General features: G+C 62.4%; 24 protein-coding genes. 18 read left to right on the top strand and 6 right to left on the bottom strand.

Translation table 11 applies throughout. From position 1 onward, the window contains the following. Positions 1-47: 47 nt before the first annotated feature. The 4 genes from ABDZ98_RS00120 to ABDZ98_RS00105 all read right to left on the bottom strand — a co-directional run bounded on the left by ABDZ98_RS00120 (position 48) and on the right by ABDZ98_RS00105 (position 2,622). Entirely contained in the window at positions 48-482 is a 435-nt protein-coding gene (locus ABDZ98_RS00120) for an ExbD/TolR family protein (RefSeq protein WP_160590993.1), read from the bottom strand. A 45-nt stretch (positions 483-527) separates the two neighbouring features. After that, entirely contained in the window at positions 528-1,067 is a 540-nt protein-coding gene (locus ABDZ98_RS00115) for an ExbD/TolR family protein (protein WP_202385982.1), read from the bottom strand. 79 nt (positions 1,068-1,146) lie between these two features. Beyond that, entirely contained in the window at positions 1,147-1,917 is a 771-nt protein-coding gene (locus ABDZ98_RS00110) for a MotA/TolQ/ExbB proton channel family protein (RefSeq protein ID WP_160590995.1), read from the bottom strand. A 39-nt stretch (positions 1,918-1,956) separates the two neighbouring features. Further along, a complete protein-coding gene (locus tag ABDZ98_RS00105; protein ID WP_160590997.1) occupies positions 1,957-2,622 on the bottom strand; it encodes an energy transducer TonB in 666 nt (221 codons plus the stop codon). 397 nt (positions 2,623-3,019) lie between these two features. Here ABDZ98_RS00105 and ABDZ98_RS00100 point away from each other — a divergent pair, with 397 nt between their 5' ends. Further along, complete coding sequence (locus ABDZ98_RS00100) at positions 3,020-3,817, top strand: hypothetical protein (protein ID WP_237437449.1); 798 nt, start codon at positions 3,020-3,022, stop codon at positions 3,815-3,817. A gap of 102 nt (positions 3,818-3,919) precedes the next feature. Further along, the gene (locus tag ABDZ98_RS00095) at positions 3,920-5,224 is read left to right on the top strand and encodes a homoserine dehydrogenase (protein WP_160591001.1); all 1,305 of its coding nucleotides are present in this window, start codon (positions 3,920-3,922) and stop codon (positions 5,222-5,224) included. Positions 5,225-5,261: 37 nt separating this feature from the next. On the opposite strand, the gene ABDZ98_RS00090 is transcribed toward ABDZ98_RS00095, so the two are convergent. Further along, the gene (locus ABDZ98_RS00090) at positions 5,262-5,813 is read right to left on the bottom strand and encodes a hypothetical protein (protein WP_343805072.1); all 552 of its coding nucleotides are present in this window, start codon (positions 5,811-5,813) and stop codon (positions 5,262-5,264) included. A 55-nt stretch (positions 5,814-5,868) separates the two neighbouring features. Here ABDZ98_RS00090 and glpX point away from each other — a divergent pair, with 55 nt between their 5' ends. The 6 genes from glpX to rplT all read left to right on the top strand — a co-directional run bounded on the left by glpX (position 5,869) and on the right by rplT (position 9,926). Then, positions 5,869-6,879, top strand: coding sequence for a class II fructose-bisphosphatase (glpX, locus tag ABDZ98_RS00085; RefSeq protein ID WP_160591150.1), 1,011 nt, complete (start codon positions 5,869-5,871; stop codon positions 6,877-6,879). Between the two features lie 150 nt (positions 6,880-7,029). After that, the gene (locus ABDZ98_RS00080) at positions 7,030-7,965 is read left to right on the top strand and encodes a ribose-phosphate pyrophosphokinase (RefSeq protein ID WP_160591004.1); all 936 of its coding nucleotides are present in this window, start codon (positions 7,030-7,032) and stop codon (positions 7,963-7,965) included. A gap of 2 nt (positions 7,966-7,967) precedes the next feature. Continuing rightward, a complete protein-coding gene (locus ABDZ98_RS00075; RefSeq protein ID WP_160591006.1) occupies positions 7,968-8,381 on the top strand; it encodes a cupin domain-containing protein in 414 nt (137 codons plus the stop codon). A 10-nt stretch (positions 8,382-8,391) separates the two neighbouring features. Beyond that, on the top strand, positions 8,392-9,174 hold the full coding sequence (locus ABDZ98_RS00070) for an inositol monophosphatase family protein (RefSeq protein ID WP_160591008.1): 783 nt from the start codon (positions 8,392-8,394) through the stop codon (positions 9,172-9,174). A 159-nt stretch (positions 9,175-9,333) separates the two neighbouring features. Then, positions 9,334-9,537, top strand: coding sequence for a 50S ribosomal protein L35 (gene rpmI, locus ABDZ98_RS00065; protein ID WP_160591010.1), 204 nt, complete (start codon positions 9,334-9,336; stop codon positions 9,535-9,537). Between the two features lie 29 nt (positions 9,538-9,566). Beyond that, positions 9,567-9,926, top strand: coding sequence for a 50S ribosomal protein L20 (rplT, locus tag ABDZ98_RS00060; RefSeq protein WP_160591012.1), 360 nt, complete (start codon positions 9,567-9,569; stop codon positions 9,924-9,926). A 120-nt stretch (positions 9,927-10,046) separates the two neighbouring features. On the opposite strand, the gene ABDZ98_RS00055 is transcribed toward rplT, so the two are convergent. Continuing rightward, on the bottom strand, positions 10,047-10,928 hold the full coding sequence (locus ABDZ98_RS00055) for an SH3 domain-containing protein (protein ID WP_160591014.1): 882 nt from the start codon (positions 10,926-10,928) through the stop codon (positions 10,047-10,049). 268 nt (positions 10,929-11,196) lie between these two features. Here ABDZ98_RS00055 and ABDZ98_RS00050 point away from each other — a divergent pair, with 268 nt between their 5' ends. The 10 genes from ABDZ98_RS00050 to ABDZ98_RS00005 all read left to right on the top strand — a co-directional run. Next, complete coding sequence (locus tag ABDZ98_RS00050) at positions 11,197-12,072, top strand: AraC family transcriptional regulator (RefSeq protein WP_343805055.1); 876 nt, start codon at positions 11,197-11,199, stop codon at positions 12,070-12,072. Between the two features lie 97 nt (positions 12,073-12,169). Further along, positions 12,170-13,270 (top strand): phenylalanine--tRNA ligase subunit alpha, encoded by a 1,101-nt coding sequence (gene pheS / locus ABDZ98_RS00045; protein WP_160591018.1) that lies wholly within the window; start codon positions 12,170-12,172, stop codon positions 13,268-13,270. Further along, on the top strand, positions 13,267-15,669 hold the full coding sequence (pheT, locus tag ABDZ98_RS00040; RefSeq protein WP_160591020.1) for a phenylalanine--tRNA ligase subunit beta: 2,403 nt from the start codon (positions 13,267-13,269) through the stop codon (positions 15,667-15,669). The genes pheS and pheT overlap by 4 nt, the downstream gene beginning before the upstream one ends. Positions 15,670-15,686: 17 nt before the next feature. Then, positions 15,687-17,219 (top strand): peptide chain release factor 3, encoded by a 1,533-nt coding sequence (locus tag ABDZ98_RS00035; protein ID WP_160591022.1) that lies wholly within the window; start codon positions 15,687-15,689, stop codon positions 17,217-17,219. Positions 17,220-17,251: 32 nt separating this feature from the next. Next, positions 17,252-17,827, top strand: coding sequence for a pyridoxamine 5'-phosphate oxidase family protein (locus tag ABDZ98_RS00030; RefSeq protein WP_160591024.1), 576 nt, complete (start codon positions 17,252-17,254; stop codon positions 17,825-17,827). Between the two features lie 9 nt (positions 17,828-17,836). Continuing rightward, a complete protein-coding gene (locus ABDZ98_RS00025) occupies positions 17,837-18,529 on the top strand; it encodes an endonuclease/exonuclease/phosphatase family protein (protein WP_160591026.1) in 693 nt (230 codons plus the stop codon). Between the two features lie 160 nt (positions 18,530-18,689). Continuing rightward, entirely contained in the window at positions 18,690-19,028 is a 339-nt protein-coding gene (locus ABDZ98_RS00020; protein ID WP_160591028.1) for a P-II family nitrogen regulator, read from the top strand. 29 nt (positions 19,029-19,057) lie between these two features. Beyond that, a complete protein-coding gene (locus ABDZ98_RS00015; RefSeq protein WP_160591030.1) occupies positions 19,058-20,395 on the top strand; it encodes an ammonium transporter in 1,338 nt (445 codons plus the stop codon). Between the two features lie 201 nt (positions 20,396-20,596). Then, entirely contained in the window at positions 20,597-20,935 is a 339-nt protein-coding gene (locus tag ABDZ98_RS00010; protein WP_160591031.1) for a P-II family nitrogen regulator, read from the top strand. A gap of 371 nt (positions 20,936-21,306) precedes the next feature. Beyond that, a partial coding sequence (locus tag ABDZ98_RS00005; RefSeq protein ID WP_343805033.1) for an outer membrane protein occupies positions 21,307-22,034 on the top strand: 728 nt, incomplete at its 3' end.

The following is a 22,034-nucleotide window of genomic DNA, read 5'->3' as shown; positions in this document are numbered from 1 at the left end:
AGGGGCGGGAAAACCCGCCCCTTGATCTGTTTCACTGGCTTGGGCCGTTACTTGCCGAAGCTGCGATATTTTTCGTTTCCGACGAAGCCGAACTTGGTGACGCCAGAACCCTTGATGATGTTCAGCACGCGTGCCGAAAGTTCGTAGCTGGCGTTTGCTTCCGGCTCGAACTGCAGTTCCGGCTCAACCTGAAAGTTGAGCGTTTCCTGCAGATTGCGAACCAGTTCGTTCGAATTGATCGGTGTTGCGTTCCACAGAATCTCACCACCGGGGGTGAGAACGATCTTGTTCGTGACCGGATCGATCATGTCCTCTGGCGGAGGATTCGGATCCGGCGAGGGAAGATCGATGTTGATCGCGTGGGTCGCAACCGGGATCGTGATGATGAACATGATGAGGAGAACGAGCATGACGTCGATCAACGGCGTCGTGTTCATTTCCATCATCGGCTCGCCATCGTCGCTTCCGCCTGACATTGCCATGAGTGTTTACTCCTCGTGTTCTATCTAATCCGGGATCGACGGCGATTAGCCGTTGGGATCGACCGGATTGGAAATGAAGCCGACAGTTGGATAACCCGCCGCCTGCACATTAAAGATCGTGCCGGCAACACAGCGCCAGGGTGCATTCACGTCGCCGCGAATGTGAACCTGCGGAATGAGCTCCGGTTGTGCACGAATGGCTTCAGGGCCGCCCGCACGCTGTACGATGTTGTCCAGCTTTTCGAACGCCTGGTCATACAGCTCGCCCGAATCGACCAGCGTTGTGTTGTTGATGTACACGCGGCATTCGCCATTACGGGTTGCACCGGAATAATCAGTCCTGATTGTGCCCGGCGTCCGACCCGCTTCATCCGTCGTGGTGACGGTAAGCAGCAGGTTCTCGACCTTGTCGTCCGAAGGTATGGAAACCATAATCGGAACTTCAAGTTTCTCGACCGTCTGAATGGCGACCGGGACTGCAATCAGGAAGATGATCAGCAGCACCAGCATGACGTCCACCAGCGGGGTGGTATTGATGTCAGACATCGGCTTGTCGCCGCCGTCTCCACCAGTCGCTATGGCCATGTTTCTCGTCCTATCTCAAATTAAGCTGCAAGGGGCAGGCGGGCGCTGGTTTGCGCCCGCCCCCATTTGAGTATCAGCTTCAGGCCTTCGGTGCGCCAGCCGGCTTTGCAGCGGCAGGAGCTGCCTTTGCAGCCGGAGCAGCCGCCATCGCAGGCTTCACAGTGCCATTCGAAGAAATGTTGGCCAGCAGTTCGGTCGAGAAACCGGAGAGCATCGCAGCGATCTTCTTGTTGCGGCTCTGCAGGAAGTTGTAGGCGAACACGGCAGGCACAGCCACGAGCAGACCGATGGCGGTCATGATCAGGGCTTCACCAACCGGACCGGCAACCTTGTCGATCGATGCCGAACCGGCGATGCCGATGTTGATCAGAGCGCGGTAGATACCGATAACCGTACCCAGCAGACCAACGAACGGTGCGGTTGCACCCGTGGTTGCCAAGAAGGGAAGGCCGCCGGCAAGCTTGCCGTTGATGGCGGACTCGGAACGAGCCAGCGATCCGTGCAGCCAGTCATGCGATTCCAGATTGTCGGTCATCTTTGCACTCTGCGCCTGAGCGGCGTGTGCATCGTCAACCAGCTGGCGCCATGCGCTGTTCTTGTCGAACTTGGTGGCGCCTTCGGTCAGCGTGCTTGCACGCCAGAATGCAGGACGGCCAGCGCGGTACTGCTTCATCACCTTATTCTGCTCGAGCCACTTGGTGATCAGGATGTAGAACGAACCAACCGACTGGATGACAAGAACGGTAAGAATGGACCAGGCGACGGGGCCGCCCTGTTCCATCGCTTCCATGAAGCCGAACTGGTTCTGCGGGGCCTCTGCAGCACCAGCTGCCAGGAGTTCAATAAGCATGCGAAAGTCCTCTCTTGAGAATAACTGAAATTCTGAAAATTAGCTGAGACGGTAAACGATGGTGAGTGAATCGCGACCGGAGGTCGGATTGCCACTGGCATCGAGCGCCGGCTCGTAACGCGCGTAACGTTCCATGCCCTCGCAGGCGGCTTCATCGAGGATCGATTCACCACTTGAGGAAGTCACGGAGCAAGACTGCACGCGGCCATCGGGTCCGATCGTCACACTCACACCCACGTTGCCTTCAATCTCACGGCGTACGGCGCGCGAGGGATAGGCTTCCTGGATACGTGAAGACCAGCGATTGAAATTGTCGCGCTGCGCAGCCCGGGCCTGCGAAGGCGCCGGAGGCGGCGGGGGCGCAACCACTGGTGCGGGCGGCGGAACCGTCCGAATCACAGGTGCAGGAGGCGGAATATTCGTTTGCGTCCGGATTGGCGGAGGCGCGACCGACACGTTGATCGGTGGCGCCGGCGCAACCGGCGGCGGCGGCGAAACATCTTGTTCCGGCGGCGGCGGCGGTGGTTCCTCCGGCTCTGGTTCAGGCTCCTCAATATCCACGGTGGTCACGCGCTGAACAACTTCCTTCATCGCCGAAATGGCGAGTCCGCTTATCAGTCCGTAACCGATCACTACGTGGATCAGGGCAACGATGATAATCGATACAACTCGACTACCGCTCATCTCTTGGTCAGCGTAAGCCATCCAGTCCCATCACTCCATTTTCATCCACCAGGGCAAGCCCGGCCATAACAGCATAAAACAGGCCCAACCCTGTTTGCCGCATCGAAGATTTTCCGTCCCGATTTATCGGGAGCGGATATTGGAAAGACTATCCCAAGCCCTTCCAGACGCCAGACCCCCGCTATTATTTTGTCGGTAGGTCCGTTCCCGGCGGGTCTTAACGGCACACTTCCGCATGGGCAAACGCTTTATCGGTTAAGCACTGATTCACCGGATAAACGCAGGCTAAACCATGTATCTGGCGATCAAATGTGCCATTTCCGATTCTCCGTTTCAGGAGCTTGCGATGCCGATTTTGTACCGATTCCCCAATTTGGCGAATCTTTCGACTGCCCTTTTTGCTTCCCTTATGGCCTTGATGCCACTGGCAAATCCGGCACAGGCGCAGGTCGTTGCAGGTCCGGCTGCGCCAATTGAGCCAAGCTATGTGGAACTGGTGGAACTGGCGCTGGCGGCGGATATCGTGGCGCGTGTGCAAATCGATGATCAGGCAACATTGAGAGCCGAACGCGCGCCAGATGTCGCTCCCGGCAAAGTTCGCATCTATGCTGAATCGATAACTCAGGCCCTGTTGGGCGGGCGCATTGCAATTGGCGAATCGCTTGCCTTTCTGGTCGATCTGCCGGCTGATGCCAGGGGCCGGGCGCCCAAGCTCAAGAAACAGGTGTTCCTGATATTTGCCCGCTCGGTGGAGGGGCGGCCGGGACAGGTCTATCTTGCCGGACAGGGCGCCATGCAGCCTGCCACGCCTGCGCTGGAACAGCGCGTGCGCCAGGTGCTGACCCAGCTGGCGGAGAGTGCTCGCCCGCCCGTGATCACCGGCGTGCGCGAGGCCATGTCCGTGCCCGGCAATCTGGTGGGGGAATCGGAAACGCAGATATTCCTTGAGACGCGCAGCGGCGATCCGGTGTCGCTTTCGGTAATCCGCCGTCCCGGCATGACGGCCCAATGGGGTGTTTCGTGGACCGACATTGTCGATCAGGCAGCGCGCCCGCCGCAGGCGCAGACGCTGGAATGGTATGCGCTGGCCTGTTTCCTGCCGGCAGACCTGCCCGAAGACGCGTTCATCCAGCGCGACCGCGAATCACGCGATCGGGCACGTGAGGATTATCGCATGGTGCTGGGCCAGCTCGGTCCCTGCGTGCGCAATAACTGAAGCTGGCGCGCGCATCCCCCTAGCCAAGCGCAATCGCGCGCTTTAACGCGGCGCGCCTGAGATCAGGCTCATTGCAGTACACGCACTCTTCCGGGGGAATTTATGACAGCACCTCTTCGCATCGCTCTGGCGGGCCTTGGCACGGTTGGGGCGGGCGTTATCCGCCTGCTGGAAGCCAATGGCGACATTATCGCCGCGCGTGCAGGCCGCGCCTTGCAGGTGGTGGCCGTGTGCGCCCGTGATCGCACCAAGGATCGCGGGATCGATCTGTCACCCTATGCCTGGGAAGATGACATGACCGCGCTGGCCGCGCGCGACGACGTGGACGCGGTGGTCGAACTGGTCGGCGGGTCTGATGGCCCGGCGCTGGCGCTGGCCCGCAATGCGCTCAACAGCGGCAAGCAGGTGGTCACCGCCAACAAGGCGATGATCGCCCATCACGGCATGGAACTGGCCGCATTGGCCGAGGGCAAGGGCGTGGCGCTGAAATATGAAGCAGCCGTGGCCGGCGGCATTCCGGTGATCAAGGGGCTGGGCGAAGGTGCCGCGGCCAACCGGATCGACGGAATTTACGGCATCCTCAACGGCACCTGCAATTACATCCTCTCCCAGATGGAGAGCACCGGCGCCGATTTTGGCGATGTGCTGAAGGACGCGCAAGACCTTGGCTATGCCGAGGCCGATCCCGCCTTTGACATTGAAGGCGTGGACGCCGCGCACAAGCTGGCCATCCTGGCCGCGCTGGCGTTCGGCACGCAGCTGGATTTTGCCGCAGTCGACATTTCCGGCATCACCAAGATCCGCGCCGCCGATATCGCCCAGGCCGATGCGCTGGGTTATGTGATTCGCCTGATCGGTGTGGCCGACTGCGAGGACAAGGGCGGCGAGCGCTTCCTGTTCCAGCGCGTGCAGCCCTATCTCGTCTCCAAGCAGCATCCGCTCGCCTCTGTCGACGGGCCGACCAACGCGGTGGTGGCCGAATGCAACTTCGCCGGCCGCCTGCTGTTCGAAGGTGCCGGTGCGGGCGATGGCCCCACAGCCAGCGCCGTGGTTGCAGACCTGATCGATATCGCCCGCGACCGCGTCGCCCCGCCGTTCTCCCTGCCGGTATCGGCCCTGCAAAGCGCCGCGCCGGCCGATCCGGGCCACCGGGTCAGCCGCGCCTATATGCGCTTCGTGGTGGCAGATCGCCCCGGCGTTCTGGCAGAGATCACCGCTGCCATGCGCGATGCGGGTGTTTCCATCGAAAGCATGATCCAGCACGGCCATCCCGAGGAGGGCGGCGATGTGCTGGTGGCAATCGTCAGCCATGAAGGGCCTGAAAGCGCGGTGAGCGCTGCCCTGGACCTGCTTGACGGATCGCCCAGCCTGTCTGAACCGCCGCTGGTGATGCGCCTGCTGGGCTAGGTCGCGGGCCTTTATGGGGCCAGCTCAGGGCCTGCGTTCAAGGTCCATAGACATCATCCTCCAGCCCGGCCTTGGTCTGGGCACCGGTATCAACCGGCTCCGGCACCGGCTGAGCGGCGCGCGTGGCAGCGGCGATGTCGTCGGCGTCGGTCGGCCCGCCATACAGCCGCGCCGCTTCCGATCCGGCTGGCGTTTCCGGCAGGGCATCGAAATCGGTCACCACGGCAGGCGGCGGAACCCTGCCCAGCTTGCCGACGCACAAGGTGTAGGCACTGCAAGGCATCAGCATTCCGCCCGGGTCCTGCGCCCGCGGAGCGCCGCTGCCGGTCACTTCGACATCCGCCCGTGGAGGGCGTTCGAACGTGTAGCGTTCCGGATCGGCGACATCGCGGCAGACCACGATGACATCGGGATCTTCCGCCTGAGCATCGGCACAATCGTCGGTATCTTCCGGTTCGACAGACCAGTATTCGCGCGAATTCTCGATCGCCTGCTCCGCGGTCAGGACCTCCGCCTCCTGCCCGCGCGCCGCCGCGCTCAAGGAAGTGGCCAGTCCTGCAAGCAATATCCGTCCTGCCACGCTCGACATCGCGCACCCCCCAGCCTAACGGATGCGCAACATCGGTTTCGAGGGTGAATTGCGTATGAACACCGCATCTTCCGGCAAGGCTTCACCGGCAGCTGAAAGCCCGCTTGACCGTGTGCTGGCGCTCGAAATGGTCCGCGTGACCGAGGCCGCCGCCATTGCCGCCTCCGGCCAGTCTGGCAGGGGTGACGAGAAGGCGGCAGACCAGGCAGCGGTTGAGGCGATGCGCGCCGCATTCGATCTGGTGCCCATCAACGGCACGGTCGTTATCGGCGAGGGGGAGCGTGACAATGCGCCCATGCTGTTCATCGGCGAAAAAGTGGGTGCCGCCGCTCCGGGTGCGCCGCAAGTCGATATCGCCGTCGATCCGCTGGAGGGCACCACCATTACCGCCAAGGCCGGGGCCAATGCGCTGGCGGTGCTGGCGATTGCCGGCAAGGGCTGCCTTCTTAACGCGCCTGACATCTATATGGAAAAGCTGGCCGTGGGGCCGGGCTATCCCGCAGGCGTGATCGACCTGGACAAGAGCGCGGAGGAAAATGTCGCCGCCGTGGCCGCGGCCAAGGGCGTTGCGCCGGACCAGCTGATGGTCTGCGTGCTCGACCGTCCGCGCCATGGCGAACTGATCGGCCAATTGCGGGCGATCGGCTGCGGCATCCAGCTGATCCCCGATGGCGACATTGCCGGGGTGATCGCCACCACCGATCCTGACACCACGATTGACCTGTACATGGGGTCTGGCGGCGCACCTGAAGGCGTGCTGGCCGCCGCCGCGCTGCGCTGTGTGGGCGGTCAGTTCCAGGGGCGGCTGATCTATCGCAATGATGACGAGCGCCGCCGCGCCGTGGCATGCGGGATAGAGCAGCTCGATCGCATCTATTCGCTGGAGGACCTGGCCAGCGGGGATTGCATCTTTGCCGCCACCGGCGTGACCGACGGATCGCTGCTGAACGGGGTCAAGCGCGTGCGCCGCCCCGATGGAGAGCCGATCATCACGACGCAGAGCGTGGTCATGCGCGCCTCATCGGGAACGGTGCGCTGGGTAGAGGGCGAGCACCGGGCCAGATGATGGGGCCAAATGATCGGGCGAAATGATCTTGCATGGGGCCAAGTTTGTCGCATTTCCCCATCTAGCCCCAAGCTGCAGGTTGCAATCATATGACGCTGGGCTAGAGCCTGCCCCAGCGAATCCGAACGCGCGCCAGGAGAAGGCCAGTCCATGAAAATCATGTCCGGCAATGCCAACCTGCCGCTTGCCCGCGCCATTGCGGCCTATCTCGAAGTGCCGCTCACCGATGCCAGCGTGCGCCGCTTTGCGGATGAGGAAATCTTCGTTGAGATCCATGAGAACGTGCGCGGCGAGGATGTCTTCATCCTGCAGTCGACCAGTTTTCCGGCCAATGACAATCTGATGGAACTGCTGATCTGCATCGATGCGCTGAGGCGCGCATCGGCCAGCCGGATCACCGCCGTGGTGCCCTATTTCGGCTATGGCCGACAGGACCGCAAGCCCGGCCCGCGCACGCCGATCTCGGCCAAGCTGGTGGCGAACCTGATTACCGAGGCGGGCGCAGACCGCGTGCTGTCGGTCGATTTGCACGCCGGACAGATCCAGGGCTTCTTCGATATTCCGACGGACAATCTCTATGCCGCGCCGGTGATGGCAGCCGATATCCAGGCGCGATATGGGGAGAATGACCTGATGGTCGTGTCCCCCGATGTGGGCGGCGTGGTCCGCGCCCGCGCGCTGGCCAAGCGGCTCGACAATGCGCCGCTGGCCATCGTCGACAAGCGCCGTGAGCGGCCCGGCGAATCCGAAGTGATGAACATCATCGGCGATGTGAAGGGCCGCAACTGCATCCTGATCGACGATATCATCGATTCGGGCGGCACGCTGTGCAATGCGGCCGAAGCCCTGCTGGCGGCGGGCGCCAAAAGCGTGGCCGCCTATATCACCCACGGCGTGCTTTCGGGCGGCGCTGTGGCGCGGATTGACGGCTCCTGCATGAAGGAACTGGTGATCACGGACACCATCATGCCGACCGATGCCGCCAGGGATTCTGCCAAGGTCCGCGTCCTCACCATCGCCCCGCTGGTGGGCGAGGCCGTGCGCCGCATCGCCGACGAAAGCTCGGTCTCCAGCCTGTTTGACTGACGATGCGCACGATCTTCCTGGCGGCAATGGCACTCACCGCCTGTTCGCAGGAACAGGCACCGGTGCCGCAGCCAGAAGCAAGCGGATATCGCCCGCCCATCGGCTCCAACGAGATTTTCCGCGGTGAACCCGGCGCTGCGCCGGGGCATGAGCTGATCGTGACGGATCTGCTGCTGGGGCCGGACGCTGTAGGCGCCACCCATTATCATCCGTGGGAGGAATATCTCTACGTGATCGAAGGCAGCGCGAAGGTGGATGTTGCCGATCTTGGCGAAGGGACGCTGGTGGCTGGCCAGTCCTTCATCATCCCCGCGCAGGCGGTGCACACGCCGCGCGCTGGCCCCGATGGCGTGCGCGCCATCATCATTCGCGTCCACAATGAGGGCGAGCCGACCATGGTGCCGGTAGATCAGTGAAATCCCCGCAATGAACCTCAAAGCCGAAATCGCACTTGCCCACCGCCTCGCCGATGCCGCGCGGGCGGAGATATTGCCGCTGTTCCGCACGCAGGTGGACAGTGAGGCGAAGGACGATGCCACGCCTGTCACCATTGCCGATCGCAATGCCGAAGAAGCGATGCGCCGTATCCTCAAGGCGGAAGCGGGGCAGGACGGCGTGCATGGCGAGGAGTTCGGCATCGAGCCGGGCAAGTCGGGCCGCCAGTGGGTGCTCGATCCGATCGACGGCACCACTGCCTTCCTGGCTGGCCGCGCCACCTTCGGCACGCTGATCGCGCTGCTGGTGGAAGGCTTTCCGGTGCTGGGCATGATCGACCAGCCGGTGCTGGGGGAGCGCTGGCTGGGAGTGATGGGGCAGGCCACCACGCTCAATGGCCAGGTCGTCTCCACCCGCCGCTGCCGCGAACTGGCCAGCGCCACGCTGGCCACCACCGGCCCGCATTATTTCGATGAGCATCAGGGCCACACCTTCATGACGCTGGCCAGCCGCACCGATCACAAGCGCATGGTGATGGGCGGCGACTGCTATAATTACGCCTGCCTCGCCTCCGGCCATATCGACATCGTGTGCGAGGCGGGCCTGAAGATTCACGACTATGCCGCGCTTGTCCCGGTGGTGGAGGGTGCCGGCGGTGTGATGAGCGACTGGCGGGGCGAGCCGCTCCACGCAGGATCGGACGGGCAGGTGCTGGCGCTGGGCGATCCCGCGCGGCTGGAAGATGTGCTGGAGGCGATGGCCGCAGCGCATTGATCCGCCGGCCAATGGCGAAACTCCCGCTTGCCTTTCGCGCGCATTGGCTCTAGTTGCGCGCGCTTCACTGACACGTGATTATCTTCCGGTCTGGCTGTAAGGGCTGCCAGGGCTGGTTGGACGTGTTCTCGAACCCATATCCTTTTAGGGGAGACGAAAATGCCCAAGCTGAAGACGAAGAGCGGCGTTAAGAAGCGCTTCAAGCTCACCGCCACCGGCAAGCTCAAGCATGGTGTCGCTGGCAAGCGCCACCGCCTGATCAGCCACAATGCGAAGTATATCCGCCAGCAACGCGGGACCAAGGTTCTTTCCAAGGCCGATACGGCTGCGGTGAAGAAATGGGCCCCCTACGGTCTCGGTTGAGATCGCTGCGCATTATCAGGAGATAAGATATGCCTCGCATTAAACGCGGCGTGACCACGCGCCAGAAGCACAAGCGGATACTGGACCAGGCCAAGGGCTTTCGCGGTCGCCGCAAGAATACCATTCGCGTTGCTCGTCAGGCCGTCGAAAAGGCCGGCCAGTACGCCTATCGCGACCGCAAGGTTAAGAAGCGCAATTTCCGCGCCCTGTGGATCCAGCGTATCAACGCTGCGGTGCGCGCCGAAGGCCTCACCTATTCGCAGTTCATGCACGGCGTGAAGCTGGCCGGGATTGAGCTGGACCGCAAGGTCATGGCCGACCTGGCGATGAATGAGGGCGAAGCATTCGGCCTCATCATCAAGCAGGCCAAGGGTGCACTTCCGGCCTGATCCTGCGGGATAGATTCGGAACGCAAAAAAGGGCGCGGATGATTTGGGTCATCCGCGCCCTTCCTTTTCCCGCAAACACCCGGCGAAGGGTCGTGTACGCCGGGTGCTTTCGGGGGACCTTTACTGCAGGTCTTCTACAGAGACCCAGCCTTTGGTGCCGAAATTGTCCTCGGCCTCGATCCACAGCCCTTCGCGCTTGCCTGTCGGGGCCAGCTCTGTGCCTGCCCGCAGGGTGCGGACCTCGGCTGCACTGGCGAGGGGACCTGAGCGCATGACCGTGTCAACTGCGGCGATGGCAGCAGGAGACGCATCGGCTGCGGCGCTGGCACCCGGCGCCGGCGCCGCTTCCAGCGCGGCACGCTGCGCCACGATCTGGTTGAAGGCGATGATATAGGCCTCGGTCAGCTTCTGTCCGTCCCGACTTTCGGCATAGCCCGCGCCCTCGGCGAGGCCGCGTGCCCATGATCCGCCAGAGCGGCCAAAGCTGAGCGATGAGGAACTGACGGAGCCACTGCCCACGGCAAGCGGCTGGCCATTGGACGGGCTCACCACTGTGAGGCCCGCAGCCACTGTGCGCCGGCGACCGCCAAGACCGCCCAGCAGGCCGGCAGCCGCGCCACCAAAGGGTACGCGCGAAAGGACGCTGGAAGCAGCACCGCTGCGAATCAGCGCTTCTCTGGCCGCTGCCCCGGCCAGGTTAAGGCCCTGGTCCACTTCCTCCTCGGTTCCGGCCACTGCGGTGACCAGGTAGCGAGCCGGCTCATTGCCGCCGCCATGCGGCGTGAAACAGCCCGACTCGGTCGCCAGCTTGGTGATCAGAGCGCGCGGAGAACCAAGGTTCCATTGGCTCCAGCCCGCGCCTGCGCCATCGACCAGCGCGATCGAACCGAGGCTTTCATCGCAGCGGGCCAGCTCCACTTCGTCTTCCGCTGCGGCGGGCTGGGCAGCCAGCGCGATCAGGCTTGCGGCCATTACTGTCAGTGTGATGTTGTTCTTGCTCATGGTGTCCCCCAATTACGGCGGCGCCGCCAAAAAGGCGCGCCAGCAGCATTTCGATGAACGCGGGCATCAATGGCAATGGTCCGGAACCGACCTAACAGGACTTGTCATAACCAAAACGATATTGTCATATGCATAGAGCAAGTTTTTGGACTTCAAGGGCTCTCACTGTTACAAAGCAGCGCAATCGAATTACAAGACAGCGTCAGTCTGCGGATTCGATGATAGTTTGGGGCTGGGTCGCAAAATGCCGGATCAATTCGCAATAGACGTGCAGTTTTTCCGCTTGTCGGAGGAGTTGCAGCCGTATTTTACCGCGCTCTACTCGTTTACCATCACCTGCGCTGACGATGTGCTGATCGAAGACCGGCTGCATCCTGAATGGGCGACCATGCGCTTCACCGAAAGCGGCGTGGAGCCTGTCGCATCTGTCTGCCCTGACGAAGTCCAGCCGACCTGGCCGTTTGTTGCCAGCGGACCAACCAGCAGGGCCATCAAGTTCGGCCTGCGCGAGTCACGCATCTGGGGGCTGGGTCTGCAACCCGTTGGCTGGGCAAAATATGTGCCGGTGCCCGCCGCAGACCTGGCTGACCGGATAGTTGATGCGCGCACGAGTGCGGCGTTTGAGGTGTTTGCTCCCATCCTTGAGGTGGTCCGCACCGCATCGCCCGATTCCGATGATACCGCGCGGCGCATCAACAACCACCTGCTGGAGCAGGATCATCGCCCGGTTCCCGGTCAGGACAAGATTCTGGCTTGCCAGCACGCCCTGCGCGATCCCGAAATTGCCGATGTCACGATGCTGGCGGACAGGCTGGAGACGGGGCGCCGCACGCTGGAGAGGATGTGCAGCCGCTACTTCGGATTTCCACCCAAGCTGCTGCTGCGCCGCCAGCGCTTCCTGCGCAGTCTGGCGCGCTACATGCTGGAACCGAAAGGCAACTGGAGCAATGCGCTGGACGGGCAATATTTCGATCAGGCCCATTTCGTGCGCGACTTTCGCAGCTTCATGGGCATGACGCCCAGCGAATATGCCGATACACCGCACCCCATCCTTGACCGCATCATGGCACAGCGCATGGCCGATCAGGGCGTGGTGCCCCAGACGGACATGCCCACGGTGCTGCGCTACTCCACGAAGACCTGATGGTCAGATTAGGGCTTGGGCGTCAGGGCTGGGGCCGCTAACAGGCGCGCCAGCCCAATTTTCACGAATTCCGCCCTTTCACGAATAATCGAAGATCATGTCCGAACTCGAAACCATCCATAATGACGCCCAGGCGCGCATCGCTGCCGCGCAAGACCTGACAACGCTTGAGGCCTTGCGGGTCGAATTCCTTGGCAAGCAGGGGAGCGTTTCTGCCCTGCTCAAGACGCTTGGCAAGATGAGCCCGGACGAACGACAGGCGCAGGCTCCGGCCATTCAGGCCCTGCGCCAGTCCGTCACCGATGCGCTGGCGCAGCGCAAATCCGTGCTGGAAGCGGCGGAGCTTGAGGTGCGGCTGGCTTCGGAACGGCTCGACCTGACCCTGCCTGCACCCGATGCGCCGCGTGGCTCTGTCCACCCGGTCAGCCAGGTGATGGATGAGCTGGCGGAGATTTTCGCCGATCTGGGCTTCGCCGTCGCCACCGGCCCGGAGGTTGAGGACGACTGGTACAACTTCACCGCGCTCAACATGCCTGAAAGCCATCCGGCGCGGGCGATGCATGACACATTCTATTTCCCCGACACCGCCCCCAAAGGGGGCAGAATGCTGCTGAGGACGCACACAAGCCCGGTTCAGGTGCGCACGATGCTGGCCGAAGGTGCGCCCGTGCGCATCATCGCGCCGGGCCGCGTCTATCGCAGCGACAGCGACGCCACGCACACGCCGATGTTCCATCAGGTGGAAGGTCTGGTGATCGACAAGGGCATCCATCTTGGCCACCTCAAATGGACGCTGGAGACCTTCCTCAAGGCCTTTTTCGAAACCGACGATATCGTGCTGCGGCTGCGCCCGTCCTATTTCCCCTTCACCGAACCATCGGTGGAAGTCGACGTCGGCTTTGCCATCGTTGACGGCAAGCGGGTGCTGGGCGGTAGCGGCGATGCGGCAGGTCATGGCTGGATGGAGCTGCTCGGCAGCGGCATGGTCAACGCCCGCGTGCTGGAAATGAGCGGGCTGGACCCCAACGAATGGCAGGGCTTTGCCTTTGGCGTGGGCGTGGACCGGCTGGCCATGCTGAAATACGGCATGGACGATCTGCGCGCCTTCTTTGATGGCGATGTCCGCTGGTTGCAGCATTACGGCTTCTCCGCCTTTGACCAGCCGACGCTCTCGGGCGGTGTGGGAGCGCGCTCATGAAGTTCTCTTTCGAATGGCTGAAATACTTCCTCGAAACCCAGGCTTCGGTGGCGGAGATCTCTGCCCGGCTGAACGCCATCGGCATTGAGGTGGAAGGTCTTGAGGACCCGGCTGAAAAGCTGGCAGGCTTCCGCGTGGCCGAAGTGCTGACCGCAGGGCCGCATCCCGATGCGGACAAGCTGCAGGTGCTCACCGTCGATACCGGCGAAGGCGATCCGGTGCAGGTCGTCTGCGGTGCGCCCAATGCGCGCGCGGGGATGAAGGGCGTGCTCGGCCTGGCCGGCGCGGTGGTGCCTGCCAATGGCATGCAGTTGCGCAAGAACGCCATCCGCGGCGTGGAGAGCAACGGCATGATGTGCTCCACGCGGGAGCTGGAACTGGGCGACGATCACGAGGGGATCATCGAGCTGCCCGCCGATGCTCCGGTGGGACAGGACTTTGCCACCTATCACGGCGCCAGCCCGATCTTCGACGTGGCGATCACTCCCAATCGTCCGGACTGCATGGGCGTTTACGGCGTTGCGCGCGATCTGGCGGCAGCTGGGCTGGGAACGCTCAAGCCGCTGCGGGACGATGTGACGCCCGGCAGCTTTCCCTGTCCGGTAGAAATCCGCACCGATGACGCTGAGGGCTGTCCGGCATTCTATGGCCGCGTCATTCGCGGAGTGACCAATGGTGCCAGCCCCGAGTGGATGCAGCAGCGGCTGATTTCGGCGGGACAGCGACCGATCAGCGCGCTGGTCGACATTACCAATTACATGATGCTGGCCTTCGGGCGTCCGGCGCACGTCTATGATCTGGCCAGGCTGACCGGCGCCGTCGTCGCGCGGCGAGCCAGGGATGGCGAACAGGTTCTGGCGCTGAACGAGAAGACCTACACGCTCGATCCCAGCATGACCGTGATCGCCGATGACAATGGCGTGCACGATATTGCCGGCATCATGGGCGGTGAGCATTCCAGCGTGACCGATGGCACCACGGACGTGCTGCTGGAGATCGCCTATTTCAACCCGGAGCAGATCGGCGTTACCGGTCGCAAGCTGGGCCTTGCCACCGATGCGCGCACGCGGTTTGAGCGCGGCGTGGACCCGGCATGGCTGGATGGCGGGCTGGAAGGCCTGACCTCGCTGATCCTGCGCCTGTGCGGCGGTGAGGCGTCCGATGTGGTGCGGGCAGGCTCTGCCCCCAGCGCGCCGAAAATCATCGCCTATGATCCCGCGCTCAGCGCCCGGCTGGGCGGTGTGCAGGTGGATGAGGCGGAGCAGCGCCAGATCCTTGCCGCGCTGGATTTCACCGTGTCCGATGACTGGCAGGTCACAGTGCCGCTGCGCCGCCACGATGTGGAAGGCGCTGCCGATATCGTGGAAGAAGTGGTCCGCATCCACGGGCTGGAGCATGTCCAAAGCGTGCCACTGACAGGCAATGTCGGCGTGGCCCGGCCAACCGCCACTCCGGCACAGGTGCTGGAACGCAAATTGCGCCGCGCCGCTGCCGGGCGCGGCCTCAACGAAGCGATCACCTGGTCCTTCCTCCCGCCAGCCGAGGCCGAGCATTTCGCCAGCGGCAACGGTGGCCTGTGGATTCTCGACAATCCGATCAGCGAGGACATGAAGGCCATGCGCCCCTCGCTCATTCCCGGATTGCTGTCCGCCGCAAAGCGCAACCTCGATCGCGGAGCCACCAGCCTGCGCCTGTTCGAGATTGGCCGGTCCTATCTGCGCGGCGAGGGCGGGATGAGCGGTGAACGCCCGACGCTGGGCGTGGTGCTGGCGGGCGAGAAGACGCCGCGCGGCTGGGCCGCTGGCAAGGCCGCGAATTTCGATGCCTTCGATGCCAAGGCAGAGGCGCTGGCCCTGCTGGAAGAGGCCGGAGCCCCCGTCGCCAATCTGATGGTAATGGATGGTTCAGGCGACCAGTTCCATCCCGGCCAGTCCGCCACCTTGCGGCTTGGCCCCAAGAAGGTGCTGGCGCGGTTCGGCACGCTGCATCCCGCCACTCTGGCCGCCTTCGATGTGGATGGCCCGGTGGTGGCAGTGGAGATTTTCCTCGATGCGATCCCGGCCAGGAAGGCTGCGGCATTTGCCCGCACCCATTATGCGCCGCCAGCCCTGCAGGCCGTGACGCGCGATTTCGCCTTCCTGGTGCCTCAGGCTCTTCCGGCGGGCGATCTGCTGCGCGCGGTCAAGGGCGCCGGGCGGGATTTGCCCTGGGCCAATATCGTCGATGCGCGGATCTTCGACCTGTTCGCAGGCCAGGGCGTGCCCGAGGGACAGAAGTCGCTCGCCGTGGAAGTGACCCTCCAGCCGGGTGAGAAAAGCTACAAGGATGAGGAGATCAAGGCGATCTCCGAGAAAATAGTGGCTGCTGCTGCCAAGCTGGGCGGGGAGCTGCGCGGCTGATCGCCGCCTGACCAGACATGTCCAGTCCGCATAACTCCCGGCGTACCTTCGCCATTATCTCGCACCCTGACGCGGGTAAGACCACGCTGACCGAAAAGCTGCTGCTGCAAGGCGGCGCGATCCATCTTGCCGGTGAGGTCAAGGCGCGCGGGCAGGCGCGGCGTGCGCGCTCTGACTGGATGAAGATCGAGCAGCAGCGCGGCATCTCGGTCACCAGTTCGGTCATGACGTTCGAGCGCGACGGCATCACCTTCAATCTGCTCGATACGCCGGGCCATGAAGACTTTTCCGAAGACACCTATCGCACGCTGACCGCAGTCGATTCGGCGATCATGGTGATCGATGCGGCCAAGGGTATTGAGCCGCAGACGCGCAAATTGTTCGAGGTCTGCCGACTGCGCAGCGTGCCGATCATCACCTTCGTCAACAAGGTGGACCGCGAGGGCCGCCCGGTGTTCGAACTGCTGGACGAGATTGCCGAGATGCTGGCGCTGGATGTCAGCCCGCAAACCTTCCCCGTGGGCATGGGCGGGCAGTTTGAAGGCATTCTGGACTTCGCCACCGGCAATGTCGCGCGCCCGGAAGGGCCGAGCAAGGAATTCCTCGGCACAATCGATGAAAAGCCGGTGCTTCCCGAACAATGGGCCGAAGAGGCCGAGCTGGCGCAGATCGGCTATCCCGCATTTGACCTGGAAGCCTATCGCAACGGCGATCTGACCCCGGTCTATTTCGGATCGGCGCTGAAGAACTTCGGCGTGGTCGATCTGATTGACGCGATTGCCAGATATGCGCCGCCGCCGCGCCCGCAGCCAGCCGGGGAGGAACAGATCAGCCCTGACCGGGACGAGGTGACCGGCTTCATCTTCAAGGTGCAGGCGAACATGGACCCCAACCACCGCGACCGCATCGCTTTCATGCGGCAGGTGTCGGGCACGTTCAAACGCGGCATGAAGCTGATCCCTTCGGGGCTGGGCAAGCCGATCGCCATCCATTCGCCGATCCTGTTTTTCGCGCAGGACCGCGAGATTGCCGACACGGCTGAGGCGGGCGACATCATCGGCATCCCCAACCATGGCACCTTGCGTGTGGGCGATACGCTGAGCGAGAAGAACGACATCCGCTTCACCGGCCTGCCCAATTTCGCGCCGGAAATCCTGCGCCGGGTGCAACTGGTGGATCCGACCAAGACCAAGCAGCTGCGCAAGGCGCTGGACGATCTTTCCGAAGAAGGCGTGATTCAGGTGTTCTATCCTGAAATCGGCGCGCAGTGGATTGTCGGCGTGGTCGGGCAATTGCAGCTGGAAGTGTTGATCTCGCGCCTGTCCGCCGAATATAAGGTGGAAGCGATGCTGGAAGCCTCTCCCTTTGCCACCGCGCGCTGGATCAAGGGCAGCGATGCGGCGCTCAAGACTTTCGAGGAATTCAACCGTCCGAACCTGGCGAAGGACCGCGACGGGGACCTCGTGTTCATGGCCAGATCGCCGTGGGACGTTAACTACCAGCAGGAAAAGAACCCCGATCTGGTATTTTCCGCCACCAAGGAGAGGTGACATCGTGACCCATCGCCAATAGACTTTGTGCGATGGCCGAATTCACCGACACATTACTGCCCCCGCACATGGCGATGATTGCCCGGCAGCCGGTGTTCTTCGTGGCCACCGCTGCGCAGGGCGCGCGGATCAACCTCAGCCCCAAGGGCTATGACGCCTTCCGCATCCTGTCGCCCGACCGCGTGGCATGGCTCGACCTTGGCGGATCGGGGAATGAGACCAACGCCCACCTGCTGGCCGACGGGCGCATCACCATCATGTTCTGCAATTTCCAGCAGCCGGCGCAGATCCTGCGCATCTATGGCCACGGCGAACCTGTGCTGCCGTGGGAGCGCAACTGGGATGAGCTTGCCGCCCATTTCACCCTGCTTCCCGGAACGCGGCAGATCTTCGATATCAAGGTGCAGAGCGTGCAGACCTCCTGCGGGTACGGCGTGCCGCTGATGGCGCTGGAGAAGGAGCGCGATACGCTGGTGAAATATCACGCCCGCTCCGATCCGCGCGAATGGGCGGGCAAGCACAAGCGCCGCCGCGAAAGCATAGACGGCCTGCCGACCAGGCCGACGGATCGCTATATCGCCGGGGACACGGCGGAAACCTCGGACTAAGCCAAACGAATGCGCCTGAAATTCGCCAGCTATAATATTCACAAGGCCGTCGGGCTGGATCGCAGGCGCGATGCCGATCGCATCCTGCGCGTGCTGCATGAGCTTGATGCCGATGTGGTCGCCTTGCAGGAGGTTGACCTGCGCTTCGGCACCCGTGCGGCGGTGCTGCCGCGCCGGATGGTTGAGGAACAGCACTGGCAGATCGTCCCGCTGCGCATGCGTCCACGCAGCATGGGCTGGCACGGCAACACCATTCTGGCGCGCCGGGGCATTGATATCGTCGATGCCGCGCCGATCCATCTTCCTTCGCTGGAACCGCGCGGGGCGGTGCATGCCCGGCTTTCACTGGAAGGACGGGAATTCGATGTGGTAGGCATGCACCTGGACCTTTCCGGCGTGCTGCGCCGCAAGCAGATTGAAACCGTGTGCGAGGCTATGGCGCTGGACGATACGCCGAGCGTGATCCTGGGTGACCTGAACGAATGGTCTGCCCGCGGGGGAGCTTTACGATCGTTTGGCGATTCCTGGTCGGTGCTGGCACCCGGTCGCAGTTTCCCCGGCAGCAACCCGCTCGCCCCGCTCGACCGGATCGTCCATTCACCCCACTGGCACTGCCACGAAACACATGTTTACCACAGCGCCCTGGCAGTCAGCGCATCAGACCACCTGCCCGTCCGCGCCGAGCTGGAACTGACTGCCTAAAAATCAGGCAGCTGCACAAGATTCGGGCTTGCTGGCGGGGGCTGGGGTGCTGTCATAATCGTTAACGGCATGTAAACAGTCCGAAACTTGCAACTGGCACGGCCTTTGCATTGGTGACCCTTGGCCGGGTTTTTGACCGGTAAAGCAATAGGGGTCAGTGATGAAATTCATCATCGCCATAATCAAACCATTCAAGCTTGACGAAGTGCGTGAGGCGCTCGGCGGGCTCGGCGTGGCGGGCATGACAGTGTCCGAAGTCAAGGGCTTCGGCCGGCAAAAGGGACAGACCGAGATTTATCGCGGTGCCGAATATTCGGTGAACATGCTCCCCAAGGTTAAGCTCGAAATCGCCGTGAGCGACGAACTTATGCCCAAGGTCGTCGAATGCATCCAGCAAACCGCCAGCACGGAAAGCATCGGTGACGGCAAGATCTTCGTTCTCGACCTCGCGTCGACCACGCGGATCCGCACCGGCGAAACCGATGAGACCGCGCTGTGATAAGCGAATCTGGACAAAGGGGTAATACAATGATCCGCAAACTGATTTGCGGCGTCGGTGCCTTCGGCGCTTCCACGTTGGTGGCAACCGCCGCCTTCGCACAGGAAGCTGCAGAGGCTGCACCTGCCGTCGCCAACCCGGGCAATAATGCCTGGATGATGACCGCCACCGTGTTGGTCATGATGATGATCCTGCCCGGCCTGGCCCTGTTCTATGGCGGTCTGACCCGTTCCAAGAACATGCTTTCCACCATGACCCAGATCGGCGCCACCGCCGCTCTGGCGATGCTGGTGTGGATCATGTGGGGTTACTCGCTGGCATTCGGTCCGACTGCGATCGAAGGCTTCATGGGCCAGTTCTTCAGCACTGGCGCCTACTTCCTCTCCTCAGTTACGCCGGACTCGACCGCTGCGACCTTCTCTGACGAAGTGATCAGCGAATATGTGTTCGTCAGCTTCCAGATGACCTTTGCTGCAATCACTGCCGCGCTGGTTCTGGGTGCAACGGCCGAACGCATGAAGTTCAGCGCCACCATGCTGTTCACGGTGCTGTGGCTTACGGTTGTCTACTTCCCGATCGCTCACATGGTGTGGGCCGGCGGCGGTCTGCTGTTCGAAATGGGCGCCCTGGACTTTGCCGGTGGTACGGTGGTTCACATCAACGCCGGTGTATCCGGCCTGGTGCTCGCCTACCTGCTGGGCAAGCGCAAGGGCTATCCCGATGAGCAGATGCCTCCGCACTCGATGGTCATGACGATGATCGGCACGGGCCTGCTGTGGGTTGGCTGGTTCGGCTTCAACGCCGGTTCCGAGCTGGAAGCCGACGGTTTTGCTGGCCTCGCCATGATCAACACCTTCGTCGCAACTGCGGCCGGTGGTCTGGCGTGGATGGTCACTGAAAAGCTGGCTGGCCACAAGGGTTCGGCACTGGGCTTCTGCTCGGGCATCATCGCCGGTCTGGTTGCGGTGACGCCTGCTGCCGGCAACTCGGGCCCGTTCGGCGCCGTTGTGCTGGGCATCGTGGCTTCGGTGATCTGCTACTTCGCAGTTGCCAAGCTCAAGCCTGCACTGGGGTATGATGACTCGCTCGACGCCTTCGGCATCCACGGCATCGGCGGCATCGTCGGCGCCATCGGCACCGGCTTCGTCAACACGCTGTGGGGCGGTCCGGGTAACGGATCTGCTGAAAGCATGATGGCTCAGGTCGGTATCCAGGTTGTTGCGGTGGTTGTTGCCATTGCATGGGCAGCCATCGGTACGCTGATTGTCGGCCTGATCGTCAAGGCAGTCATCGGTCTCAGGGTTTCGGAAGAAGCCGAGGTCGAAGGCCTCGACATCTCCGAGCACGGAGAGCGCGCCTACAACTGATCACAAGTTTGGCGGGGGCAGGACTTCTCCTCCTCTCCCCCTGACCCCGCCTCCCCACGTTCCTCCTGCGAACGTACAAACTTTGGGCCGGAGCCAGTCGCTCCGGCCCTTTTTTGTTGCCAGCAGAGCAGGCAGGTCCATTATACAGGTGTGAAGCAAGAGGGCCGCGCGGCCTGTTTCTGATCTTAAGGGGAAGTTGCAATGAAGCTGGTGATTGCGGTGATCAAGCCGTTCAAGCTGGAAGTGGTTCGCGAAGCCCTCTCCGCTATAGGCGTCGCCGGACTGACCGCTACAGAGGCGAAGGGATTTGGCCGGCAGAAGGGCCAGACGGAAATCTATCGCGGCGCAGAATATGCAGTGAACATGCTGCCCAAGGTCCGGCTGGAAATTGCCACCAGCGATGAGATGGCACCGCGGATCGTGGAGACCATTCGCCAGGCGGCCGGCACCGGGTCCATCGGAGATGGCAAGATCTTCGTTCTCGACCTTCCCGAAGTGGTCAGGATTCGCACCGGCGAAACGGGCGAATTGGCGCTTTGAGAGGCTGCAGTCCGACCGCAAGTTGACGAGACAGCTGATTCTGAAGCCAGAATTGTGCGAACAGGCCTTCTGGCAGCTAAGTCCTTCGGCCTGTTACATATTTACCACAAGGCGCATGCAAATCGGTCAGTTTATTGGGAAAACCGGCGGAAAAGGCCGTTTCTCGGGAACCACAGAGGAGTTCAACCTTTCGACAGGAGTTGATTGCGGACATACCGCATCACAAAATGATAAGGCTTCTAACGTTTCTTGCGGTTGCCAGAGAATGCGGCTGCAATTATGACGTGTTCAGTAGGTTCAAAGGGGAAGTAAATATGAGAAAGTTTGCGCTCTGCCTCGGCGTTGCGGCTACCGCACTTGCGGCGCCTGCAATGGCACGAGACGGCCAGGGATATTTCGGCGTCGATGGTGGCGCTGTTTTCCCTAACAGCTATAATATCGACATCAACGGCACACCTGACGCAGTTCTGGTTGAAAGCGACACTGGCTGGGAAGCCGCTGGCGTTCTTGGCTATGACTTCGGCCCGGTCCGCACGGAAATTGAAGGTTCCTACAAGGAATTCAATCCTGAGCAGCTGTCTTCGACGGTTGTCGGCGTAACCGGTGGCGAAATTGCCAACCGTGCCGGCGTTCTTCGCACTGGTGTATTCGCTGCCGGTGGTGAGACCCGTCTCACCTCCGTGATGGCAAATGCCCTGGTCGACTTTGGTGGCGATGACAGCATCGGCTTCTCTGTAGGTGGCGGTTTCGGCCACACCTGGATGAGCGGCGAAACCTCTATCGCTTCCACCGGCCCTGGTTTCATTGATTCGCAGGACCACGCATGGTCATGGCAGGGCATTGCTGCTCTGCGTATTCCGGCCTCCAAGAACTTCGACGTTGGCATCAAGTACAAGTATCTCAACACCGGCAATTTCACGGTTACCGATACTGCTGGCCGTTCGGCGAAGTTTGATCTGGCAACGCACTCTGCGCTGGTAAGCCTGATCTACAACTTCGGTGGTTCCGAGCCGGTGGCACCGCCGCCTCCGCCTCCTCCGCCGCCGCCGCCGCCGCCTCCTCCGCCCCCGCCGCCTCCGCCTCCGCCGCCTCCGCCGCC

The sequence above is a fragment of the Alteraurantiacibacter aestuarii genome, assembly GCF_039523595.1.
Taxonomy (GTDB): Bacteria; Pseudomonadota; Alphaproteobacteria; order Sphingomonadales; family Sphingomonadaceae; genus Alteraurantiacibacter; species Alteraurantiacibacter aestuarii.
This window is presented reverse-complemented; position numbering and strand designations above follow the sequence as displayed.

What these genes read in the sequence shown, in the direction of transcription:
- pheT (WP_160591020.1), top strand. Translation starts at nt 13,267, where the DNA reads ATGAAGTTCTCTTTCGAATGGCTGAAATACTTCCTCGAAACCCAGGCT.
- ABDZ98_RS00030 (WP_160591024.1), top strand. Translation starts at nt 17,252, where the DNA reads ATGGCCGAATTCACCGACACATTACTGCCCCCGCACATGGCGATGATT.
- rplT (WP_160591012.1), top strand. Translation starts at nt 9,567, where the DNA reads ATGCCTCGCATTAAACGCGGCGTGACCACGCGCCAGAAGCACAAGCGG.
- ABDZ98_RS00115 (WP_202385982.1), bottom strand. Translation starts at nt 1,067, where the DNA reads ATGGCCATAGCGACTGGTGGAGACGGCGGCGACAAGCCGATGTCTGAC.
- pheS (WP_160591018.1), top strand. Translation starts at nt 12,170, where the DNA reads ATGTCCGAACTCGAAACCATCCATAATGACGCCCAGGCGCGCATCGCT.
- ABDZ98_RS00080 (WP_160591004.1), top strand. Translation starts at nt 7,030, where the DNA reads ATGAAAATCATGTCCGGCAATGCCAACCTGCCGCTTGCCCGCGCCATT.
- ABDZ98_RS00020 (WP_160591028.1), top strand. Translation starts at nt 18,690, where the DNA reads ATGAAATTCATCATCGCCATAATCAAACCATTCAAGCTTGACGAAGTG.
- ABDZ98_RS00110 (WP_160590995.1), bottom strand. Translation starts at nt 1,917, where the DNA reads ATGCTTATTGAACTCCTGGCAGCTGGTGCTGCAGAGGCCCCGCAGAAC.
- ABDZ98_RS00075 (WP_160591006.1), top strand. Translation starts at nt 7,968, where the DNA reads ATGCGCACGATCTTCCTGGCGGCAATGGCACTCACCGCCTGTTCGCAG.
- ABDZ98_RS00025 (WP_160591026.1), top strand. Translation starts at nt 17,837, where the DNA reads ATGCGCCTGAAATTCGCCAGCTATAATATTCACAAGGCCGTCGGGCTG.
- ABDZ98_RS00035 (WP_160591022.1), top strand. Translation starts at nt 15,687, where the DNA reads ATGTCCAGTCCGCATAACTCCCGGCGTACCTTCGCCATTATCTCGCAC.
- rpmI (WP_160591010.1), top strand. Translation starts at nt 9,334, where the DNA reads ATGCCCAAGCTGAAGACGAAGAGCGGCGTTAAGAAGCGCTTCAAGCTC.
- ABDZ98_RS00105 (WP_160590997.1), bottom strand. Translation starts at nt 2,622, where the DNA reads ATGGCTTACGCTGACCAAGAGATGAGCGGTAGTCGAGTTGTATCGATT.
- ABDZ98_RS00015 (WP_160591030.1), top strand. Translation starts at nt 19,058, where the DNA reads ATGATCCGCAAACTGATTTGCGGCGTCGGTGCCTTCGGCGCTTCCACG.
- glpX (WP_160591150.1), top strand. Translation starts at nt 5,869, where the DNA reads ATGAACACCGCATCTTCCGGCAAGGCTTCACCGGCAGCTGAAAGCCCG.
- ABDZ98_RS00120 (WP_160590993.1), bottom strand. Translation starts at nt 482, where the DNA reads ATGGCAATGTCAGGCGGAAGCGACGATGGCGAGCCGATGATGGAAATG.
- ABDZ98_RS00095 (WP_160591001.1), top strand. Translation starts at nt 3,920, where the DNA reads ATGACAGCACCTCTTCGCATCGCTCTGGCGGGCCTTGGCACGGTTGGG.
- ABDZ98_RS00070 (WP_160591008.1), top strand. Translation starts at nt 8,392, where the DNA reads ATGAACCTCAAAGCCGAAATCGCACTTGCCCACCGCCTCGCCGATGCC.
- ABDZ98_RS00055 (WP_160591014.1), bottom strand. Translation starts at nt 10,928, where the DNA reads ATGAGCAAGAACAACATCACACTGACAGTAATGGCCGCAAGCCTGATC.
- ABDZ98_RS00010 (WP_160591031.1), top strand. Translation starts at nt 20,597, where the DNA reads ATGAAGCTGGTGATTGCGGTGATCAAGCCGTTCAAGCTGGAAGTGGTT.
- ABDZ98_RS00100 (WP_237437449.1), top strand. Translation starts at nt 3,020, where the DNA reads ATGCCACTGGCAAATCCGGCACAGGCGCAGGTCGTTGCAGGTCCGGCT.
- ABDZ98_RS00090 (WP_343805072.1), bottom strand. Translation starts at nt 5,813, where the DNA reads ATGTCGAGCGTGGCAGGACGGATATTGCTTGCAGGACTGGCCACTTCC.